The organism is Domibacillus sp. DTU_2020_1001157_1_SI_ALB_TIR_016, from assembly GCF_032341995.1.
In the GTDB taxonomy this organism is placed as follows: Bacteria; Bacillota; Bacilli; order Bacillales; family Domibacillaceae; genus Domibacillus; species Domibacillus indicus_A.
In genome coordinates, this window is the sequence record NZ_CP135439.1 from 1804411 (window position 1) to 1825049 (window position 20639).

A 20639-nucleotide genomic window follows, 5' to 3' on the forward strand; every position below is an offset into this window, starting at 1 on the left:
GCAATGGGATCATTTGTATACATAGCTATATGGCCGGCTAAAAAAGTAAAGGAATATGAAAAACTAATTCAGTGGGGAGGTCATTATGAAAAAGAGATATCTTGATCCGCCAAAAATTCTGGTGTTGGGCTTTGCAACGGTCATTCTTATGGGGGCATTGTTATTAACCCTTCCCATTGCCACAGAAGATGGCAAAGGCCTCTCGTTTTTGAATGCTTTGTTTACCTCCACATCCGCTACATGTGTAACAGGACTTGTCGTTGTGGATACCGGAGATACATTTACTATGTTTGGTGAACTGGTCATATTATCGCTCATTCAAATCGGCGGACTAGGGTTTATGACTTTTGCCACTTTTTTATTTGTCTTATTGGGCAAAAGAATTTCTTTGAGGGAAAGACTGCTGCTTCAGGAAGCCTTAAACAATCTTTCGATTGAAGGCGTTGTAAGGTTAGTAAAAAGAGTATTGCTCTTTACTGCGGTGATTGAGCTTGTCGGGGGAATTATCTTATCTATCCGTTTTGCGTTTGATATGCCAATTGGGAAAGCCATCTATTATGGTTTTTTTCATGCCATCTCAAATTTCAATAATGCAGGGTTTGATTTAATGGGAGAATTCCGCAGTTTAACTCCTTATGTAGACGATCCTGTTGTGGTTCTAACTGTGTGCCTCCTAATCACACTCGGCGGAATTGGTTTTATTGTTATGAGTGAACTGTATGAATACTCCACTACCCGCCGTCTATCTATGCATACAAAGGTGGTACTGGTAACAAGCTTAATTTTAACGATTGGCGCAGCCATTTTAATCTTCGCATTTGAATATGGAAATGATAAAACGATAGGCTCTTTGTCCAATACGGGGAAAGTGCTGGGGTCATTATATCAAGCAGTTACCCCGAGGACAGCAGGTTCCAATACACTGCCTATTGCGGAGTTGACACAGCCTACCTTGTTCCTGACGATCCTTCTTATGTTTATTGGGGGAAGTTCAGGCTCAACTGCAGGAGGTATCAAAGTGACTACCTTAGCTGTTTTGATGGCAGCAGTATGGTCGCAGGTAAAAGGAAAAGAAGATGTTGTGTTATTCAAACACAGAATTGTGGCTGAAACTATATTCAAAGCACTTACCCTCACACTAGTTGGCATGTTTATTGTGATTACTCTCACCATGCTTTTAAGCATTACAGAAAAAGGTTTTGATTTTATCTTTTATTTATTTGAAGCAGCTTCGGCTTTTGGAACAGTGGGTCTTTCTATGGGATTGACGCCAGAATTATCTCCTATTGGCCGGGTACTCATTATTTTCACGATGTTTGCCGGAAGGTTAGGGCCTTTAACCATTGCTTTTGCCCTTGCGATGAGACGTAAACCGGATCCTTTCCGTCGTCCAAAAGGAAAAATAATGATCGGATAATCAGAATATAGGGAGAGGTGACAGTGATGGAAAAACAACAATATGCAGTGATTGGGCTGGGGAGGTTTGGCACTGCGGTAGCCAGAAGGCTGCATGAGGCTGGTCATGATGTTTTAGGGATTGATGCAAATGAAGAACGAGTCGAAGATGCTGAATTATACGTGACTCACGCGGCCGTAGGGGACAGCACAGAAGAGAAAACACTTACCGCTATTGAAATCCGCAATTTTGATTGTGCGATTGTAGCCATTGGAAATGACATACAATCCAGCATTTTAACCGCTCAGCTGCTAAAGGAGCTCGGGGTGAAAAAAGTCATTGCGAAAGCTCTGGGTAAGCAGCACGGAAAGGTTCTAGAGAAAGTAGGAGTCGACTGGGTTATATATCCGGAAAGGGATATGGGAGAACGCGTTGCAAACCAGCTTTTATCACCAAATATATTGAATTACATTGAGTTATCAAAAGGGTACAATATACAAGAAATATTAATCCCCCGGGGAATGGCTGAAAAGAGTCTGCAGGAACTTGATATCCGTGCTAAATATGGCATTAGCGTCATTGCCATCGTAAGCGGCACAGATATCACCGTATCTCCATCTCCAGATCAAATTATTCATAAAGAAGATTTATTAGTGGTGATTGGGGACAGAGAAAGTCTATCCAAATTTTCAAGTATAAAATGACAGTTGTCCAGACAGAGTGGCTTACTATTTGTAGCCGCTCTTTTTTTATAGGTTAAACTAGTATTCATAACTTATGAGTTGTGGAGAGGTTCCTTGCTAAACTAAAGGAGCAGAATAGCTCAATACGGAAACTGTATTAAAATCATTAAATTAATCCTCCCAATAAAAAATAGCATCCATGATTAAATAATCTCCCGGTTCACGATAAAGCGTTGGGATTTTCACTTGAAAGGGCAAAAGTTTATTAATTCTCTCTGCTTCTAAGAGTTCATAATCAAACTCTTTTAATGCTTGTTTCAATTTTTCCGCAATTGTTTGGAATTTCTCGCTTATATACAATCGTTTTGGACCATGAAGTAAGGAACCATAAGCCCCACCAACTTCTTCATTTGTTTCGATACGAATCGTTTTATATCTGTCATCTTCGCCCATTATCGCTACAGGTGCTAAACGACAAATGTTAATAATAATACCTTCCGTCTTTTCCTCTCGACGACCGTACTTTTCTTCAACGACTGTAACTTCCCTGCAATTAAGTCTCGTAATTGTAGATTAGAAAACATACACAATCCTCCCGACCTTTTCTCACTTGTTCTTATTTCATTATAGACTATTATTTTATAAAGACCCTGAAACCCAGTTAGGCTGTCACTTTTCTTAATGGAATCGTTACGTTTGTTGCATTCAGTGTAAAGAGTTGCACTTAAACTAATGGGGGCAAGAGTTTAAGAACCGGCTGCTGTTCCAGCCGGTCTTTTTTCTTTCTCAACTAAGAAGCAGTTTAGTTTAATAACAATAAATAAAAATTACCAAATGCAACATAATGATATTTTGTTGCATCAATAAAAAGCAGCCAGAAAGAATTCTGGCTACTCTCGTCGTGGTAAAATATTGTAAAGTTCCTTTTCCAAGAAGGAGGATGGTTATGAACAAGATGATTATAAGTGTTTTATATGTCTTATTTTTCATTGCTGGCTGTTCGAATAATCAAGATGATACGAATGCTATAAACAAAGACGGTTATGATGATGTAAGGGAAGCTGCTTGGGATTTCGTAAAAGAAAAAGGTTGGGACGATAGGGCTGAAGAGAACTGGAAAAGTGCAAACGTTACGAAAACCATTGCTGACAATCACTATGAATTACTTGATAACGCTTATAAAGAAAAAGAACTTCTATTAATTTCATTTAAAGATAAAGAATACGTTGTACTTGGTACGCCGCCCATACTCATCGCTCCTGATACCAATAAAGTAATTGGCTATATGCCCAGTGAATAAGAAATCATTATTAGATTGATTCCAAATACAACATAAAGGAAATTATGTTGTATTAACAAAAAATAGATAATTACGAATACAATTAAATCTTTTTTTGGAATTTTAATGGTAATATTATAGTTAAAAAGCGGAAAAGGAAGAATCTATTATGGAATCGGATTTATACTTTTATACAAATATGGTCAGAAACATATTAATTAGTTTCTTTGAGCATGGAGTCTGGGCTGTAGGCTTTTTTTATTTGTTAAACAAAACATTTGAGAATAAACAGCTGATGAAAATTTCGAAAATAACTACTGTAGTGGTTTTATTTTTATTTCTTTTTTATTCAATAATCACAAGTGTTTGATAATCAGAATGCAACATAAATGTAATTTTGTTGCATTAAGAAAGAACCTGGCGATTTTTGGGACTGACCCCCATTTTTGAGACAGGGATCAAAACACCTTTAAGCAGCCAGCTGCCGGTACTTGACCGGCGTCTGGTTGTTTAGTTTCGCTTGAATACGGATATGGTTATAATAGTGAATATAGTTTTCGACAGTTTGCTCTACGATGGCGGTCGTAGTGCTCCGAAGCTCGTCGAGATAGAACGTTTCAGACTTTAGCGAGGAATGAAACGATTCGATGGAGGCATTATCAGTGGGTGTCCCTTTCCGGGACATACTCATGGTAATGCCTCTTTCTTTAACTGCCTGCTGATAAGCATACGATGTGTAAACAGATCCCTGGTCGCTGTGCAGAATGCACCCTTCTGGGAGGGATGGTAGCTGGGCCAGTGTATGCAGCACGAAATCTGTATTTTGGCAGCTGCCTATAGAATAGGCAATGATTTCGCCGTTAAATAAATCCTGGATACTTGAAAGATACAGCTGTTTCTGGCCAAAAGGCAAGTACGTAATATCTGTGACGAGCTTTTGAAGAGGCTGATCTGCCTGGAAATCGCCTTTCAACAGGTTATCGGAAATATGACAGGGCTGTCCTGTCCGTCTGCGCTTCTTCACTTTCACCCGGCACTGCCAGCTATACTTCTGCATCACACGCTGTACCGCTTTATGATTAATAAGCATCTCCCGCTTTAATAAGGCTGTGATTTTACGATAGCCATATCGAAACTTATGATCCCGGCACAACGTGCCGATTTTTCGTTCAATGGCCTGCCTGGATGTTTCTTCCCTGATCTTGTTCTTCCAGCGATAATAAGTGGATCTAGCAATGCCAAGATGCCGGCATATTTCCCTGACGGGCATGCTGATTTTGAGTTCTTTCACTAATTCTACGGCTGTTTCCGGGACCACTTCCTCTCCAATTCTTCGTACTTTTTTAAGACTTCAATCTGCTGTTTCAGATACCGGTTTTCTGCCTTCAGCTTCTCCGTTTCACTTTCATATTCAGGCCCTTTTCCGAAGGAATATTGCTTGCCCACTGGCTGTTCAAACCGGTGAAGTTCGCCTGCTTTATACCATTTCACCCATGTTTTAAGCTGGGTCCTGTTTTGGATATTTAATTCCTTCAAGACTTCTTTGACCGGCACCCCAGCTAATCTCATTTTTACAGCCTTCATTTTTACTTCCGCTGGATAACTGATTCTTGTACCCATAGAAAAAAACACCTCCAAGTTGGCTTTTTAGGTATTTACATACCCGTTTTTCAACTTAAAGGTGTTTTTATTTGTCTCACTCTATGGGGTCAGTCCCTTTTAGCTCTTGGTTCTTTTTTAATTTATAGAAGGTTGTTTATCGTATAATATGGATTATAAGGAAAAAGGAGTATTGTCTAATGAAAAATAAAGGAATGGTTTCTGTTTTGTCTGTCGGTTTGGTAGCAGGGGCATTGTATTATAGCAACACGGGCAATCATGTAGAAGCAAATCAGCAAACAGATACACAGGTGAAAATCGAAACGGCAGCAGATCAGTCCCCTATTGAAAATACAGCTGAAGAAAAAGAAAAGCTCCAGCGATTGATGCTCAATTCTATTGACCATTTTAAAACGGTAAAAGGATCGTTTGAATATTTTGCAGGGGCGCCCGCCAATTTTCATTATTTGGTCACGTACCAAGCAGATCTATCAGATCAGCCTAAATCATATGAGAAAGTGCAAACGATAAAGGGAGATGCTCCCTATGCTTCTTCTTTAATGATAAAAGACAAGCTGGTGCTAGATTATGAATCATCTCTATATGATGGTGAATTCCATGTAACCATTAGTGATCAAGGAAACGGTAAACCAAAGATCCACACGGAGAAAGCTGTTCCGGTCAATGAACAGGAGTATAACCAGTGGAAAAATACGGGTATGAAAGAGCGGACGGGTATTTTTGAAGATGATGGAGAACCATTTTCTATACATAGGGCCGATCCAGCTTACATGGGTGTAGCAAAAACAGCCGTACTGCCAGAAGACGCTGCTATGGTTTACATGAAGAACATAAACGAGTGGGAGATTACAGGAGAAGGAAGCCATCTTGGCAGAAATACAGTGATTGTAAAAGGACAAGCAGAGAACAGGGACTTTGAAGCAGAGGTAGACCGTGAAACAGGAATCTTGTTAAAATTGCAAGTTAAAAATTCAGAGGGAACAGTAAAAGACACAATTAATATGCTTGAAATCCAGGTGGATAAAAAGCTGAACGATGAGCTATTTATGATACAACATTAATGTTAAATGGAATAAATCTAACCGTTTCCTTAAGAAACGGTTAGAAATACGAGAGAAAGTTTATTCACTCGTATTTCCTTAAAACAATTGCCGCATTATGACCTCCAAATCCGAATGAGTTAGACAGACCTGTATTTATTTTCACTTGGCGAGCAACATATGGTACATAATCAAGATCGCATAATGGATCAGGATTTTCTAAGTTAATTGTTGGAGGAACTATTCCTTCCTTTATGCTCATCGCCAAAGCAATGGCTTCAACACCACCAGCTGCCCCTAACATGTGACCAAACATAGATTTATTAGCTGTTACTGGAATTTGATAAGCCTGTTTTCCAAACAGCTGCTTAATAGCCATCGTTTCGGAGATGTCTCCCACTTTTGTACTTGTTGCATGGGCGCTAATAACATCAATTTCTTCAGGCGATATATTGGCATTTTTTAAAGCTGATTTCATTGCAAGATATGCCCCTTTACCTTCTGGATGTGTGGCTACGATATGGTGTGCGTCTGAACTTGCACCATATCCAATAACTTCTGCATAAATCTTTGCCTCTCTACGTAAAGCATGAGATAAAGATTCTAAGATTAGAATTCCAGCTCCTTCTGACATCACAAATCCATCCCGATTTTCATCAAATGGACGACTAGCTTTAGTGGGATTATCGTTTCTGGTTGATAATGCTGTAGCATTACCAAAGCTTGCTATTGATAAGTCTGTTATAGCTGCCTCTGTTCCGCCCGCAAACACAACATCAACTTCTCCAGAACGAATTAGTCTAAAGGCCTCTCCGATAGCTGTATTTCCGATTGCACATGCAGAAACAGGCGACATAGAAGGTCCCATCGCGTTCCACTTGATACTAATTTGTGCTGCAGCAGCATTAGAAATCATGGCTGGTACCAGAGTTGGGCTGACTCTTCTTGGCCCCTTCTGCCTAAGCGCATCAATATTTTCAATTAAGGTTTCAATTCCCCCTATACCTGAACCTACGTATACGCCTAACCTTTCTACATCAATATGATCAAGGTCTAACTCAGAATCTGCCCATGCTTGTTCAGCTGCAGCCAAAGCAAATTGAGAAAAGCGATCTAAACGTCTTGCTTCGTTTTTTCCTAAAATTTCATCTGCGTTAAAATCTTGGACGATACCTGCAATTTTTGACTTATGATTAGTAATATCAAATGTATCAATAAGAGATATACCAGACTTGCCGTTAACTAGATTGTTCCAAAATGTTTTGAGATTGTTCCCTATAGGAGACACTACCCCCATACCGGTAATCACAACTCTTTCCACTTTTCATCACTCCAAATCAATAATATAATTGTATTTTATAGCCTTTTTATCCTATTACAAGTGGTTATTTATCCTGGTATAAATTCCACTAGGGAAAATTAGTTTGATGAGGAGTTTTAAAAATGAATGATAAAACTAGGCTTGAGGCTTTGTCGACATTCTTAAAAGCTAAGCGTGCCCAAATCAAGCCAGAGTCAATTGGTTTGCCTGCCGGAACCCGGAGAAGGACACCTGGGCTACGAAGAGAAGAGGTTGCACATTTAGCAGGTGTAAGTACCACTTGGTACACATGGCTAGAGCAAGGAAGAGATATAAAAGTTTCTTCTATCGTACTTGATTGTATTTCTACAGCGTTGCAATTAAATAATGATGAAAGAGACTATTTATATGACCTGGCATTAGAAACAAAAACGGAAATTGATAATCCAAAAAAGGATCAAGCAGAGCTTAGCCCTTCTTTAAAACGAATACTAGCTGAATTAACATATTGTCCTACCATCATTACGGACCGACATTGCCATATTGTAGGCTGGAATCCTGCAGCTGCTCATATTTTTTTAGATTTTGACCAAATACCGAATGATCAAAGAAATTTGATTCGTTTAGTTTTCACCAGAAAAGAATTAAAAGCTTTAGCCGCCAATTGGGAACACTTTGTGAAAGGTTTTCTTGCCATTTTCCGTACCTATTATGGTCACTATTTAGGCGATGAGTGGTACAACCAATTTATAAAAGAAATGAGTCATTCACATCCAGAATTTCAAGATTTATGGCAAGAAAGTCAAGTAAGTAAGGCTCCAGAAATGATAATTGAATTTAGACATGCTAAAGCAGGTAAAATGCTGTTTAATTTAACTTCTCTTCAAGTTCAAGGTGATATGGATTTACGATGCAGTATCTATACACCAGTAGAGGAAACAGATACAGAAAATAAATTAAAGCGATTAATGAAGAGGGTTTCGGTTGAAAATTAATAAAGTAATTTCGTCATTCCATTTTATGGAGCTTCTCTTTAGTAGGAAGGCGTCTTTTTGATATTCCCCTTCACATTAAGGGATTAGATTTTTTTAAGATAAAAAAGATTGTAAAGATTATCACTTAAACTAACGGAGGCTTATGTTTAAGAACGGAAGGTGCTGCGGCATCTCTTTTTTTATTGAATTAAAGGAGCAGATTAACTGAATAAAGATCCTGACATCTGAATATTACAATACAATGATAATCCAGAAAACAGGGGTGTTGTAATTGAGGATATTAGTTACAGGTGCAACAGGACAACTGGGTTCAGCTTTGCTAAATCAACTTAAGGATTCTGATTATAAAGTTAAAATAACTTCGAGAAGAAAACCTGAAGAAACAGGACATTTCGAGTGGGTTTATAGCGATTTATTGTCTTGTGAAGGTATAGAAGAAGCAGTAAATGATGTAGATGTCATTATTCACGCAGCAACAAGCCCGATTAAAAATTCAAAAAACGTTGAGGTTTCAGGTTTTGAGGAATTTTTAAGAAAGAGTCCACACATAAAACATTTTATTTACCCATCAATTGTTGGCATAGATGAAATACCATTCAATTATTATAAGCTAAAATATGAAGCAGAAGGTTTATTAAAGAATAGTTCTATCCCTTATACAATTGTACGTGCGACTCAGTTCCATCACTTTGTTGAAAATTTATTTTTATCAAAACCTTTCTTTAAAAGATATATTGTCCCTGGAAACATTAAATGTCAAAGTGTCGATGTAAGTGAATTTGCCAGTCATTTAATAAGTTTAGTCGATAAAGGTCCACAAGGAAGAGCGAATGATTTTGGCGGCCCGGATATAATGACATTAAGAGAAATGGCTGAACTCAAAATCAAAGTAAATAATGAAACAAATAAAATTTTAAGCATTTCCTTACCAGGAAAACTATATAGATCTTTCTTCGATGGAAAAAATACCAATACTATTCAAAAAGCAGGAAAAATTACATTTGAAGAATATTTAAGTAATAAGATAGAGTGAGGATATTTTATGTGTGAGATTGTTGAGGCTTTCTTAAAAATTGTGAAGAAATGTACATAAATAAACCAGCTAATAGTTTGTCAACATTTTTCAATAAAAACTTGAAATTGTTCATGCTATACTAAAAATAGCCATGCCAAATAACCTTCCTAATTCAAACAATTGGAAGGTTTTGTATGGTTTTGTTTTATTTCTTATTTAAGCTATATCTTGGAATGTGGAATAGCTTTTTAAAAGGGCATATATCCACTGTAAGAGCTTATTGGCACATGCGATTACAGCTACTTTATAAGGCTTTCCTTCTTCCCGTTTTTTATCATAGAACTCACGCAGTTTCTTATTTCTCGGGATGATTTCATTCGTTGTTTTCTTTTTACGACAATCACGGATGGCACATCGAACGGCCATATACAAGGCATGACGTAATCTACTTGAACCTCTTTTCGTAATCCGGTTTACAGTGCCTTTAAATCGACCAGACTCATAGATACTGGGATCGATTCCAGCGAATGCTACAAGCTTTTTAGGGTGATTAAACCGATCAATCTCACCAATTTCAGAAATAATCGTTGCCGCGATTTTTTCTCCGATACCAGGGATTGATTGGATAATCTTATATTCTTCCATTTCTTTTGCCAAAGCATCTATCTCATCTTCAAGCTTAGATAGATGCTTTTGGTACTCTATAAGCATTTTGATGTACATTTCGATGCTGAGGATATGGCTTTGATACAGGTTTTTCTGAAAGGGATTTCTAGTTGCTGCTTCTATCAGCTTCTTTGCCTGAGTATTTGCCCAATTCTTAGAACGGCTTTTACATAATTCATCGATTTTATTGGTTAACACTGCTTCATCAGCTGCCAAAACATCTTCCGATGTAGGATATTCCAATAGAGTTAGTAAAGAAACACCTGAATATAAATCCCCAAAAACGCCTCGATACTCGGGGAATACCTGGTCGAGCACTGCTTGAAATTGAAGTTTTGTTTGTACATAAATGCCTGTTATATTTGCGTGTTGTCTTGTAAGATTACGAAGATTTAAGAGTTGGATTCCTCGTTTTTTATGAGGCTCCAAATCCTCTTTATAATACAGCTCACAAAGATGATAAGCATCAAGTACATCCGTCTTTACTTTGCGTAAAGAAGAGCTCTTTGCTCGATAAGAGATGAGTGGGTTAATGATAATTAATAAATAACCTTTTTCCTCGAAATACTGAACAACGGGTGTATGATAATGCCCAGTAGACTCTAAAACGACCGGAGGTCGAATTCCTGTTAAGTCTTCGATTTCTCTTAGGTATTGGTGTAAGCTCTCTAGTCCTTCAAGGGTATGTGCCACTTTAAAACTGCCTTTGTAAGGCTTCTTTTTTTCCAAGAACGCTTGAACTTGACTTTCACCTTTGGCTATATCCAGACCAACCACTGGATCCATTCTTTATCTCCTCCAATACGAATATTGCCGGTAACCCCTAATCCTTCTTGCAGTGTCATAGCTTCGCTTGTTATACGAGATCTTGGTCCCAACCAGCCAAAACATGTTTAAGCAAGTAGGGGGCGAACTGTTTACTTGACGGGATCTCAAGTCCCACGGGGGCTTACGTTCTACCCCGGCTACCGTTATCATAAAACCATATAAAAAATGGTCAACCAGAAATATTTTCTTTTCTGGCTGACCTTATAATACGAACGGGGGCTTTAGTTTAACAAAGGAGGTAGCTGCGGCACCTCCTTTTCTAATTGAACAAATGAAGCAGTTTAGTAAAAAAAGAGATGTTAATTTTACAACATCTCCTTTACTTATTAATCCTTGTGATTTTTAGACTCTAATTCATATATAGATATTCTAGAAAGGGAGCTTTAGTTAAAGAGTGGGGATTGTTGCCGCATCCATTTTCTTTTTCAACAAAACGGGTTAATCCAATATGAAAGTAGTATAAGAATATTATTAGTAGGCGATACCTACCCGTGATTTTATATAATCGCTTGCTTTTATCTGTTTAAATGTAAATTCTGCTGTATCCGGTACGGATATTTCAGCTCCACCCTCCGGCAAAAAATTTCGGTCTATTCGATATTTGCCTACCCTTTCTCCATCCGGCAAGTACGTAGGGCAGACAATCGTCCATTCGAGGGTTGATTGTTTGAGCATATCGTAAACTTTATGATGTTCTTTCGCTGCACGGGTTGACTTCTGCTTTGATTCACTTGATTGATAACGCAGAGAATTTGGCGTGGTTCTACTTTGCAGAATACCCGCAGTTCCTATTGTTATTATTCGTTTTATACCTTCGTTTTCCATTGCTTCGATAATAAGTGGCATACTTTCTGATAGAGTGGTTGTGCCATCAGTATTCAGTGCACTAATAACTACATCAATCCCATGTATTGCACGTACTATATCATCTTTATTTAAAACATTCCCTTGAATAATGGTTAAATCTTCATTATTTATTTGAAACTTCTCTGGAGTGCGAACTAATACAGTAACATGATGTCTGTCATGAAGAGCATAAGTCACTATTTGACTTCCAACTCGTCCAGTTGCACCTAAAATTAAAATATTCATAAGAATGAGGCTCCTTTTGTAAATACTAATATTTTACTATGAAAATTATTTTATTGTCTTGTTCAACTAACGTGGTGCTTTTGTTTAATATCTCCGTTGTCATTTCGGCACCCTTTTCTTATTCAGCTAACAAGGCAATTTAAATCAATAAGATACAGTTATGACTTTTTATCAATAATTCATAATTCCTCTTATGTATCATGTTTGATATGTTAAAGAAAAGAAAGGGGAATGATAATGAGAATTTTTGATGCACATTTCCACATTATTGATTTTGATTTTCCAATTATCGAAAACCAGGGGTATACACCACCGAGCTATGTTGTAACAGATTATCAAAATGAAACTGCTAATTTGAATGTATTAGGTGGAGCGATTGTGTCTGGGTCTTTTCAAGGATTTGACCAAGAATACTTATTGAAGGCGCTTAAACAAATGGGTCCATCATTTTGCGGCGTTACACAATTGCCCTTTACTATGACGGATGATGAAATTGTAAGCTTACATAACAATGGGGTAAGAGCATTACGATTTAATATAAAACGAGGCGGTTCAGAAGATTTATCAAAGCTCGATTACTTTGCAAGAAGAGTTTATGATTTGGCTGGGTGGCATAGTGAACTTTATATTGATGCAAAAGAGTTACCTGAAATTGCATCGACTATTGAAAAATTACCTGCTATTTCAATTGACCACTTAGGTTTGTCTGAAGAAGGCCTAATGCATTTGTTAAAATTAGTTGATAAAGGTATACACGTAAAAGCAACAGGTTTTGGGCGTGTGGAACTAAATGTTGAAAACGCTTTAAAATCCATATATGAAACAAATCCTGATGCACTTATGTTTGGCACAGATTTGCCATCAACAAGAGCGAAAAGACCTTTTGAATACGAAGATATTGAATTGATTCAGCATCTATTTGATGAAAAAGCTGCTGATAAAATCTTATATACAAACGCTTTAAAATGGTATTTCAAGTAATTCGGTCCCCATTAGATTAAGAATGAAATACTGCAGTGTTTGAGTGTGCACACTTAGACTAACGGGGCTTTTGTTTAATATCTCGGCCGTCATCTAATGGAACAAAAACTTATTATGGTTACATTGGAGGGGGAATTTTATTGAATACAAATCAAGTTACATTTAGAGAAGCAACAATACAAGACCTCGACAGGATTGTGTATATGCTTTCAGATGACGTTTTAGGAAACAAAAGAGAGCTTTATAAACAACCTTTGCCAGAAAGTTATATAAAAGCATTTCAATCTATTAACTCTGACCCAAACAATGAATTGATTGTGGCTTGTTGTGGTGAAGAGATAGTAGGTGTTCAACAGATTACATTTACTCCATACATTACTCATCAAGGAGGATGGAGAGCCACAATTGAAGGTGTTCGTACTGCATCTTTAGAACGTGGGAAAGGTATAGGGTCTATGTTAATTCGATGGGCAATTCAACGTGCCAAAGAGCGCGGGTGTCATATGGTTCAACTAACAACAGATAAAAAGAGACCCGAAGCACTTCATTTCTATGAAAAGTTAGGTTTTAAGGTATCGCATGAGGGATTGAAATTACACCTTTAGAAGGAATGGTTATTGAGCTAACGGGGTGCTTTTGTTTAATATCTCGGCTGTCATTTCGGCAGCCTGTTCTTATTCAGCTAACGAAGCAGGATAGTTGAAGAAGATAGAAGATTATTATTCGGAAAATTCCTAATACTCTAATAAAGGTTATTGTCTATTACTAATAACGCATGTATGATTAAGATAGAGATATAATGGAAGGGGAATTAAGATTCTACATGTGGCAAACCCTATGATGAATAATTAATAAAAATAAATAGTTACTTTTTCCATAATTTTTTATGGGAGTAGTATGTCTATTTATTTGAATTAAAATCATTTAGGGGATGCGTGGTGTGGATAATTAATTTCCCATTGTCAAGCAGATACTATTGTATATCTGCTTTTATTTATGGGTAAAAACACATCTCTATTGACACAATCATAGCGTCCCTAAATTGGGGGGGATTTAATGAAAAGTCAGAACGAAAACGAAGAAATGCTAACAGGAGGGAATGTCTCAAACGTATATCGATCGGGAGATACTGTTCGACGAGACTTAAAGGAAGACAGTCCCAAAATTCATAAATTATTAAAGCATTTGGAGAACAAAGGTTTCAATTGTTCACCTAAGTTTTTAGGTATTGATTCAAAAGGAAGAGAGATATTATCATTTATTGAAGGAGAAGCAGGTAATTATCCTTTAAAAAGATATATGTTGTCAAATGATGTTTTAAAAGAAATAGCGAAGATGCTCCGTCTTTATCATGAGGCTGTAAGTGATTTTCCATTATTAGATGAGTTTAAACCAATCGATAATACTCCGCAAAAAGCAGAGGTATTATGCCATAATGACTTTGCTATATACAACATTATTTTTAACCATGAAAAACCGGTGGGCATCATTGACTTTGATGTTGCTGGACCTGGTCCGAAAATATGGGATATAGCCTATACGCTGTATACATGCTTGCCATTAAGCAGGTTTTATCCTGCTGAAACAGAGCAGGAGGTCCACTATGTCCCCTATGATCCTTCACTACATTCCAGTCTCATAAAAAAGAGATTAACATTGTTTTTTGAATCCTACGGTGAGGAAATACCACAGAATTTTTTAGAAATAGTACTGTTGCGATTAGAAGGGATGTGTAAGACGATAATAAGGAAAGCGAATGAAGGGGATTCGGCTTTTCAGAAAATGATAGATGAAGGACATCCTGAACATTACCAGAACGAAATTAAATTCATTCGTGAACATGGAAAAGAGTGGATTTAAGGATAGGTTTTGTTGAACAAATGGGGCTTTAGCTTAACAATGGAGGTAGCTGCAGCACCTCCTTTTCTTATTGAACAAACGGGGAAGGATAGTTGAAGAAGAAAGGCGAATTTTTAATAATAAAACGTTAAAAGAGAGGGCTTCTATTATTGATTCTTGGACAGATGAATGGGAAAATGAGACCGTATTGCGTCATGTGAGAGAGGGAAGTACCCAGCTTAAAGCATTTGAAGAAGTGGGAAATACTCTTAATAGAACAGGAGCAGCATGCGGGTTCGGCTGGAATGCTGTGATTAGGCAGCAGTACGAAAAAGCATTAAGTCTGGCACGCAAACAAAGAAAACAACATTTTCGTAATGTCCAAAAGAAAGAAAAGGTTTCGGGGCTTCATGTTGTTTCAGACAATAATCCTGCAGGCCAAGATACAGTAGAAATTCCAGACTCTAATACTCTTACGATGGGACAAATCATTAATTTTCTACAAAATATAAATGCTTCTGAGGCAGATTACGAAAGCCTTCGAAGAGAACTTGAAACGGCAAAATAAGAGAAAGCAGCTATAGAAACAAGATATGAGAAGCTTGAGAAAAGGGCACTCACCATGCAGCAAGACTATGAGGATTTAGTAAATATTATGGACAGGGCCAGAAAGATGGTCGTATTTGGAGATGGAGCGGCTCAAAAGCCTTCCATGCAGCTAGAGAGCGATAAGGATTTAGAAAAAATAGCAGAGTAAAAAGCACAGCGTATCAGCTGTGCTTTTTTGTATTACTTATACCTCTGATATATAAAACAGACAAACTCAGAGAATTGCTAATGGTCACCAAAAACTTTTACCAATATAAAGACGCCCCTTAAGCAGGTTATTTACCTTCTTCTCTTCTAAACAAAATAGGATAGAGGCGTAATGTTTACAAGTCCCCGCTTAAGTGAATTATCTTTTCTAAATAACATTTCTATATATAAAAATACAAAAGTATTTCACTTTAAAGTCTTTATATAAAGACCTTTATTGTTTATTAATAGTGTTAATTAAGTGAATGAATCTAAAGGTATTTACCAATTTAGCAGCAGCAAGATGTTGTTGAATTTTGATTTCTTATTGACAGAATTATCTAAACGGGATAACATTTTAATTGTTAACTATTTATATAAATTAGTTAACAATGAGCCAGCATTACTTTCAAAGTAATAGTCATGATTCGACTGGCTACGTTAAATCTTGATATGGAGGCTTGGTAAAAAGCATGCAAGAAAAAAAGTATTATAGCGTCAGAATGAGAGCGTCCAAGAATCAATCTCATGAAAAAGGTGGCCAGCACATATCGGGTGGTGAACAGCTGGTTACATACAGCGATATTAAACAAGCAGTTGACGCTCTGCTGGCTAAAAGCTTATCCCACTCCAGAGGAAAACCGGATTTTATGCAGATTCAATTTGAGCGCGTAGACGATCTGGTTCAACATCTTAACCCTCTGCCGGTTACCACTAACACGGTTCATTCTACTGAACAAGGGCAGCAGTTGGCCCGGCAGCTGCTAGAAAAAGCAGGTATTCCACCGCAAACTATTCAAAAAGCTTACCAGCTTCTCACGAAATATTCTGGACTTAGTGGCGCAATGCTGGTGGATATTCATTCAGGAAACCGACTGGATGAAGCAACCGAAAAAGGCATTCGGGTGTCTAGAATGGATTGGCCCGAGGAAAATTTCAAGAAATGGACTCAATTTAGCCAAATGGCTCCAAGCGCTCGAGTAAAAGAAGCCATGACACTTGCCGTAAAAGTAAGCGGGCACCCGGCTGCAGTAGCAGAACTATGCTGGTCCGACGATCCTGATTACGTCACCGGATATGTAGCCGGCAAACAAATCGGCTATCAGCGCATTACAAATTTAAAAGAATACGGTGATGAACGGGGCTGCCGCATTTTTTTTGTAAATAGCTTGGAAGATATAACAGATTACATAGGTTACTTGAAAACACAGCCTGTTTTGGTGCAGTGGGAGGAACACAATGACGCATGAACTAATTGAAAAAAGCAAAAAGTATCTTTGGCTTCCTTTTACACAAATGAAAGATTATGATGAACAGCCCTTTATTGTTGAAAGAGGGGAAGGCATTAAAGTAAAAGATATTCATGGAAAAGAATATTACGATGGATTTTCTTCCGTCTGGCTCAATGTCCACGGACACCGCAAAAAAGAATTGGATAACGCTATTAAACAACAGCTTGATAAAATTGCCCACTCTACATTGCTTGGCATGACCAATGTTCCGGCAACAGAGCTTGCTGAAAAGCTTGTTGGCATCAGTCCGGAAAAGCTAACGCGTGTTTTTTATTCAGACAGCGGGGCAGAAGCTATGGAAATTGCGCTGAAGATGGCGTTTCAATACTGGCAAAACATCGGCAAGCCAGGAAAACAAAAATTTGTATCTATGAGAAATGGCTATCATGGCGATACCATTGGCGCTGTCAGTGTCGGTTCGATAGAGCTGTTTCACCATGTATACGGACCACTAATGTTTGACAGTTTTAAGGCACCGATTCCGTACGTGTACCGTTCGAAAAGCAGTGATCCAGCCACCTGCCGTGATGAATGCCTCAGGGAGCTCGAACAGCTGCTGGCAGAACACCACAATGAGATTGCTGCTCTTTCCATTGAATCAATGGTTCAAGGTGCGGCAGGCATGATTGTAATGCCGGAAGGATTTTTGTCAGGCGTACGCCGTCTCTGCACACAGTATGATGTATTAATGATTGTAGATGAAGTAGCAACCGGCTTTGGACGCACTGGGAAAATGTTTGCCTGTGAACATGAAGGCGTACAGCCGGACTTGATGGCGGCCGGTAAAGGTATTACGGGAGGATATTTGCCCATCGCAGTAACATTTGCGACAGAACAAATTTACGAAGCATTTTATGATGATTACACAAAATTGAAAACTTTTTTTCATGGTCATTCCTATACTGGAAACCAGCTTGGCTGCGCAGTGGCGATTGAAAACCTGCGTTTGTTTGAACTGGAAAACATTGTACATACAGTTTCAGAAAAAAGTTCGGAACTAAACCAGCTTCTCAGCGAGCTAAATGAACTGCCATGCGTGGGAGACATCCGGCAGCTCGGGTTTATGTGTGGCATCGAGCTTGTTCAATCCAAACAAACAAAACAGCCATTCCCGGCAAATGGGCGAATCGGTTATCATGTTTCTTTGAAAATGAGGGAGCTTGGCATGCTGACGCGGCCGCTTGGTGATGTCATTGTATTTATGCCGCCGCTTGTGAGCACCAAAGAAGATCTGCAGGCGATGATTGCGATTATGAAACAAGCCATTATGGAGGTAACTAACGTTGCAATTCGATGACTGGCTCAGCGGGCGTCTTTTGCAAACAAGAAAAGCGGGTCTGTATCGGACATTACGGACCATGCAGGGGGCTCCGCACACCGAGATGGTCATTGACGGTGAAGAACAGATTGTTTGTTCGTCCAATAATTATTTGGGACTGGCTGCTGACGAACGGCTTATCGTTGCTGCTCAATCAGCCCTGACGACATTTGGTTCAGGAAGCAGCGGATCACGGTTAACCACAGGCAATACGGAATGGCATGAAAAACTGGAAAAAAAGCTGGCCCATTTTAAGTACACCGAAGCAGCTCTGCTGTTTTCAAGCGGCTATTTAGCAAACATTGGTGTGCTGTCATCACTTCCTGAGAAAGGAGACGTTATTTTAAGTGACCGCTTCAACCATGCCAGCATTATTGATGGGTGCCGGCTGTCAAAAGCAAAAACGGTCATTTACGAGCACGTTAATATGCACGACCTGGAAAGCAGGCTTCAAGAAACACAGCAGCATGCACGTCGGTTTATTGTAACAGATGGGGTGTTTAGCATGGACGGAACCATCACGCCATTGCCAGAGCTTATGCGCTTGGCTAAGCGCTATCATGCTTACGTCATTGTAGATGACGCCCATGCAACAGGTGTGTTAGGGAAATACGGGCGGGGAACGAGTGAACATTTCGGCGTGCACCCTGATGTTGTGATTGGCACATTAAGCAAGGCAGCGGGGACAGAAGGAGGATTTGCTGCCGGTTCTCAAATGCTCATTGATTTTTTACGCAATCATGCCCGGACGTTTATTTTCCAAACGGCCATGGCACCTGCCAGCTGTGCCGCTTCGTTTGCTGCTCTTGAAATCATTGAACAAAGTGAAAAGAAACGAATACGATTATCTGCATATATAACCAAAATAAAAACGGGATTAACCAAAATGGGCTACTTTGTCAAAGGAGATTTCACGCCCATTATTCCTGTTATGATCGGCCAGGCAGAAAAAGCCGTGCTGTTTTCCCAAAAACTACAGGAACAAGGCATTTATGCGCCTGCCATTCGGCCGCCGACTGTGCCAGAAGGCGAAAGCAGAATTCGGCTGACGGTTACAGCGGATCACACGGAAAAAGAAATTCAATATATATTGGCGTCCTTTAATTTAATTGGAAAAGAGCTGAAGATCATTTGAAAAATGGATTTTTTATAACCGGTACGGATACGGAGGTAGGAAAGACGGTTGTTTCCTGCAGCTTAGCAGCGCTTTTAAGAAAAGAAGTCGGAGATGTAGGAGTATTTAAGCCGTTTTTAAGCGGAATAGAGCGTGAGCATCCGGACAGCGATACAAGCTGGCTGAAGAAAATGTCTGAAACGCCTTTATCCCATGAAGAGATTACGCCTTTTGCATTTAAAGAGCCGCTTGCCCCATATACAGCCAGCAAGCTGGAAGGCGAAACAGTGGAATTAGACGACATGCTCAGCCACTGGTCACGAATCAAGCAAAAACATACCTCTTTTATTGTTGAAGGAGCCGGCGGTATTTCAGTACAGCTCGGCGAAGATTTTCTGGTCAGCGATATGATTAAAGCACTTGACCTTCCCATCATCATCGTAGCCCGGCCTAATCTCGGTACACTGAATCACACATTTCTAACCGTTCATTATGCCAAAAGCAAAGGGCTGAAAATTGCCGGCATTATTATTAACGGAATCAGTGAAAATCCAGGCTTAGATGAACAAACCAATCCCGAATCCATGAAGCAGCTTTGCGGGGTGCCGATTTTAGGCATGACACCTAAGCTTCACGAAATCTCAAAAGAAAGTATTGAAGATATGGCACAAAAATATTTAAATACAGAACTGATTTTACATCAAATGGAGGGCGTAAAATAAAGAAGTAGATCAAGTAGTTGAAGCAGTGAAAGAAATCAAAAATACATACGGGCTAAAGGTTTGCGCGTGCCTTGGATTGTTAAAGCCGGAGCAGGCTGTGCGTTTAAAGGAAGCCGGCGTAGACCGGTATAATCATAACATCAATACATCGAAAAGCAACCATGCCAATATCACGACATCCCATACATATGATGACCGGGTAAATACCGTTGAAATGGCTAAAGAATCCGGAATGTCCCCTTGCTCAGGCGTTATTATCGGCATGAAAGAAACCAAACAAGATGTAGTCGATATGCAAACAAGATGTAGTCGATATGGCTAACAGATTAAAAGCACTAGATGCTTGTTTAAAAGTACTGGCATTGTTCCGATTTATCAATCCGACGAAAGAGATCCATATTTCCGGCAGACGTGAAGTGAATCTTCGTTCTTTACAGCCGTTGGGATTGTATGCCGCTAATTCTATTTTTGTCGATGATTACTTAATAACGGCTGGGCAGGAAGAAACCGAAGATCATAAATGCGGTCGGATCTGGAATTTGAAGTAGAATCTGTACAAGAAATGAAAGACAGCCTGGCAGCCGGAAAATAAAAGCAGAAAAAGCAATCGGTACACCAACGGTTGCTTTTTCTCCCGCTATTACTTTTTCATTCAATTAAAGCT

18 protein-coding genes and 2 pseudogenes are annotated in these 20639 nt (G+C 38.9%); 15 read left to right on the top strand and 5 right to left on the bottom strand.

All coding sequences use genetic code 11. The features are described from left to right. The first annotated feature begins 85 nt into the window (after positions 1 to 85). The gene (locus tag RRU94_RS17110; protein WP_315692075.1) at positions 86 to 1417 is read left to right on the top strand and encodes a TrkH family potassium uptake protein; all 1332 of its coding nucleotides are present in this window, start codon (positions 86 to 88) and stop codon (positions 1415 to 1417) included. A gap of 26 nt (positions 1418 to 1443) precedes the next feature. Then, positions 1444 to 2100, top strand: a complete 657-nt coding sequence (locus RRU94_RS17115) for a potassium channel family protein (RefSeq protein WP_315696020.1) — start codon at positions 1444 to 1446, stop codon at positions 2098 to 2100. A 150-nt stretch (positions 2101 to 2250) separates the two neighbouring features. On the opposite strand, the gene RRU94_RS17120 is transcribed toward RRU94_RS17115, so the two are convergent. Next, complete coding sequence (locus tag RRU94_RS17120) at positions 2251 to 2532, bottom strand: hypothetical protein (protein WP_315692076.1); 282 nt, start codon at positions 2530 to 2532, stop codon at positions 2251 to 2253. A 493-nt stretch (positions 2533 to 3025) separates the two neighbouring features. On the opposite strand from RRU94_RS17120, the gene RRU94_RS17125 reads away from it, so the two are divergent. Next, on the top strand, positions 3026 to 3379 hold the full coding sequence (locus RRU94_RS17125) for a hypothetical protein (RefSeq protein ID WP_315692077.1): 354 nt from the start codon (positions 3026 to 3028) through the stop codon (positions 3377 to 3379). 448 nt (positions 3380 to 3827) lie between these two features. Here the strand turns inward: RRU94_RS17125 and RRU94_RS17130 are convergent. Further along, positions 3828 to 4978, bottom strand: a protein-coding gene (locus RRU94_RS17130; RefSeq protein ID WP_315692078.1) for an IS3 family transposase whose coding sequence is annotated in 2 segments (ribosomal slippage) — positions 3828 to 4708 and positions 4708 to 4978 — 1152 coding nt in all. Because the reading frame shifts where the segments join, the coding sequence is not laid out codon by codon here. Positions 4979 to 5157: 179 nt separating this feature from the next. Here RRU94_RS17130 and RRU94_RS17135 point away from each other — a divergent pair. After that, positions 5158 to 6039: a hypothetical protein gene (locus tag RRU94_RS17135; RefSeq protein ID WP_315692079.1), complete on the top strand. Its 882-nt coding sequence runs from the start codon at positions 5158 to 5160 to the stop codon at positions 6037 to 6039. A 64-nt stretch (positions 6040 to 6103) separates the two neighbouring features. Here RRU94_RS17135 and fabF read toward each other — a convergent pair whose 3' ends face one another. Continuing rightward, the gene (fabF, locus tag RRU94_RS17140; RefSeq protein ID WP_315692080.1) at positions 6104 to 7339 is read right to left on the bottom strand and encodes a beta-ketoacyl-ACP synthase II; all 1236 of its coding nucleotides are present in this window, start codon (positions 7337 to 7339) and stop codon (positions 6104 to 6106) included. A gap of 122 nt (positions 7340 to 7461) precedes the next feature. Between fabF and RRU94_RS17145 the strand changes: the two genes are divergently transcribed. After that, positions 7462 to 8313, top strand: coding sequence for a helix-turn-helix transcriptional regulator (locus RRU94_RS17145; protein WP_315692081.1), 852 nt, complete (start codon positions 7462 to 7464; stop codon positions 8311 to 8313). Positions 8314 to 8584: 271 nt separating this feature from the next. After that, positions 8585 to 9346: an SDR family oxidoreductase gene (locus tag RRU94_RS17150; RefSeq protein ID WP_315692082.1), complete on the top strand. Its 762-nt coding sequence runs from the start codon at positions 8585 to 8587 to the stop codon at positions 9344 to 9346. 198 nt (positions 9347 to 9544) lie between these two features. On the opposite strand, the gene RRU94_RS17155 is transcribed toward RRU94_RS17150, so the two are convergent. Both RRU94_RS17155 and RRU94_RS17160 read right to left on the bottom strand, forming a co-directional pair. After that, positions 9545 to 10780 carry an IS110 family RNA-guided transposase gene (locus RRU94_RS17155; protein WP_315691542.1) on the bottom strand — a complete coding sequence of 412 codons (1236 nt, stop codon included), beginning with the start codon at positions 10778 to 10780 and terminating at the stop codon, positions 9545 to 9547. 513 nt (positions 10781 to 11293) lie between these two features. Then, on the bottom strand, positions 11294 to 11914 hold the full coding sequence (locus RRU94_RS17160) for an NAD(P)-dependent oxidoreductase (protein WP_315692083.1): 621 nt from the start codon (positions 11912 to 11914) through the stop codon (positions 11294 to 11296). A 237-nt stretch (positions 11915 to 12151) separates the two neighbouring features. On the opposite strand from RRU94_RS17160, the gene RRU94_RS17165 reads away from it, so the two are divergent. The 9 genes and pseudogenes from RRU94_RS17165 to RRU94_RS17210 all read left to right on the top strand — a co-directional run. Continuing rightward, positions 12152 to 12895 (top strand): amidohydrolase family protein, encoded by a 744-nt coding sequence (locus RRU94_RS17165; protein WP_315692084.1) that lies wholly within the window; start codon positions 12152 to 12154, stop codon positions 12893 to 12895. 203 nt (positions 12896 to 13098) lie between these two features. After that, positions 13099 to 13500: a GNAT family N-acetyltransferase gene (locus RRU94_RS17170; RefSeq protein ID WP_315696022.1), complete on the top strand. Its 402-nt coding sequence runs from the start codon at positions 13099 to 13101 to the stop codon at positions 13498 to 13500. Positions 13501 to 13951: 451 nt separating this feature from the next. Then, positions 13952 to 14755: a phosphotransferase gene (locus RRU94_RS17175; protein WP_315692085.1), complete on the top strand. Its 804-nt coding sequence runs from the start codon at positions 13952 to 13954 to the stop codon at positions 14753 to 14755. 145 nt (positions 14756 to 14900) lie between these two features. Continuing rightward, a pseudogene (locus RRU94_RS17180) lies at positions 14901 to 15491 on the top strand (RsfA family transcriptional regulator). Between the two features lie 511 nt (positions 15492 to 16002). Then, complete coding sequence (gene bioW, locus RRU94_RS17190; protein ID WP_315692088.1) at positions 16003 to 16779, top strand: 6-carboxyhexanoate--CoA ligase; 777 nt, start codon at positions 16003 to 16005, stop codon at positions 16777 to 16779. Next, entirely contained in the window at positions 16769 to 18118 is a 1350-nt protein-coding gene (gene bioA / locus RRU94_RS17195) for an adenosylmethionine--8-amino-7-oxononanoate transaminase (RefSeq protein WP_315692089.1), read from the top strand. Before bioW ends, bioA begins: the two co-directional genes overlap by 11 nt. Further along, positions 18105 to 19274 (top strand): 8-amino-7-oxononanoate synthase, encoded by a 1170-nt coding sequence (gene bioF, locus RRU94_RS17200; RefSeq protein WP_315692090.1) that lies wholly within the window; start codon positions 18105 to 18107, stop codon positions 19272 to 19274. The genes bioA and bioF overlap by 14 nt, the downstream gene beginning before the upstream one ends. Then, complete coding sequence (gene bioD, locus RRU94_RS17205) at positions 19271 to 19975, top strand: dethiobiotin synthase (protein ID WP_315692091.1); 705 nt, start codon at positions 19271 to 19273, stop codon at positions 19973 to 19975. Before bioF ends, bioD begins: the two co-directional genes overlap by 4 nt. After that, positions 19971 to 20567: pseudogene (locus RRU94_RS17210) on the top strand (radical SAM protein); the annotation flags it as partial. The gene bioD and the pseudogene RRU94_RS17210, both read left to right, overlap by 5 nt. Positions 20568 to 20639: the final 72 nt, after the last annotated feature.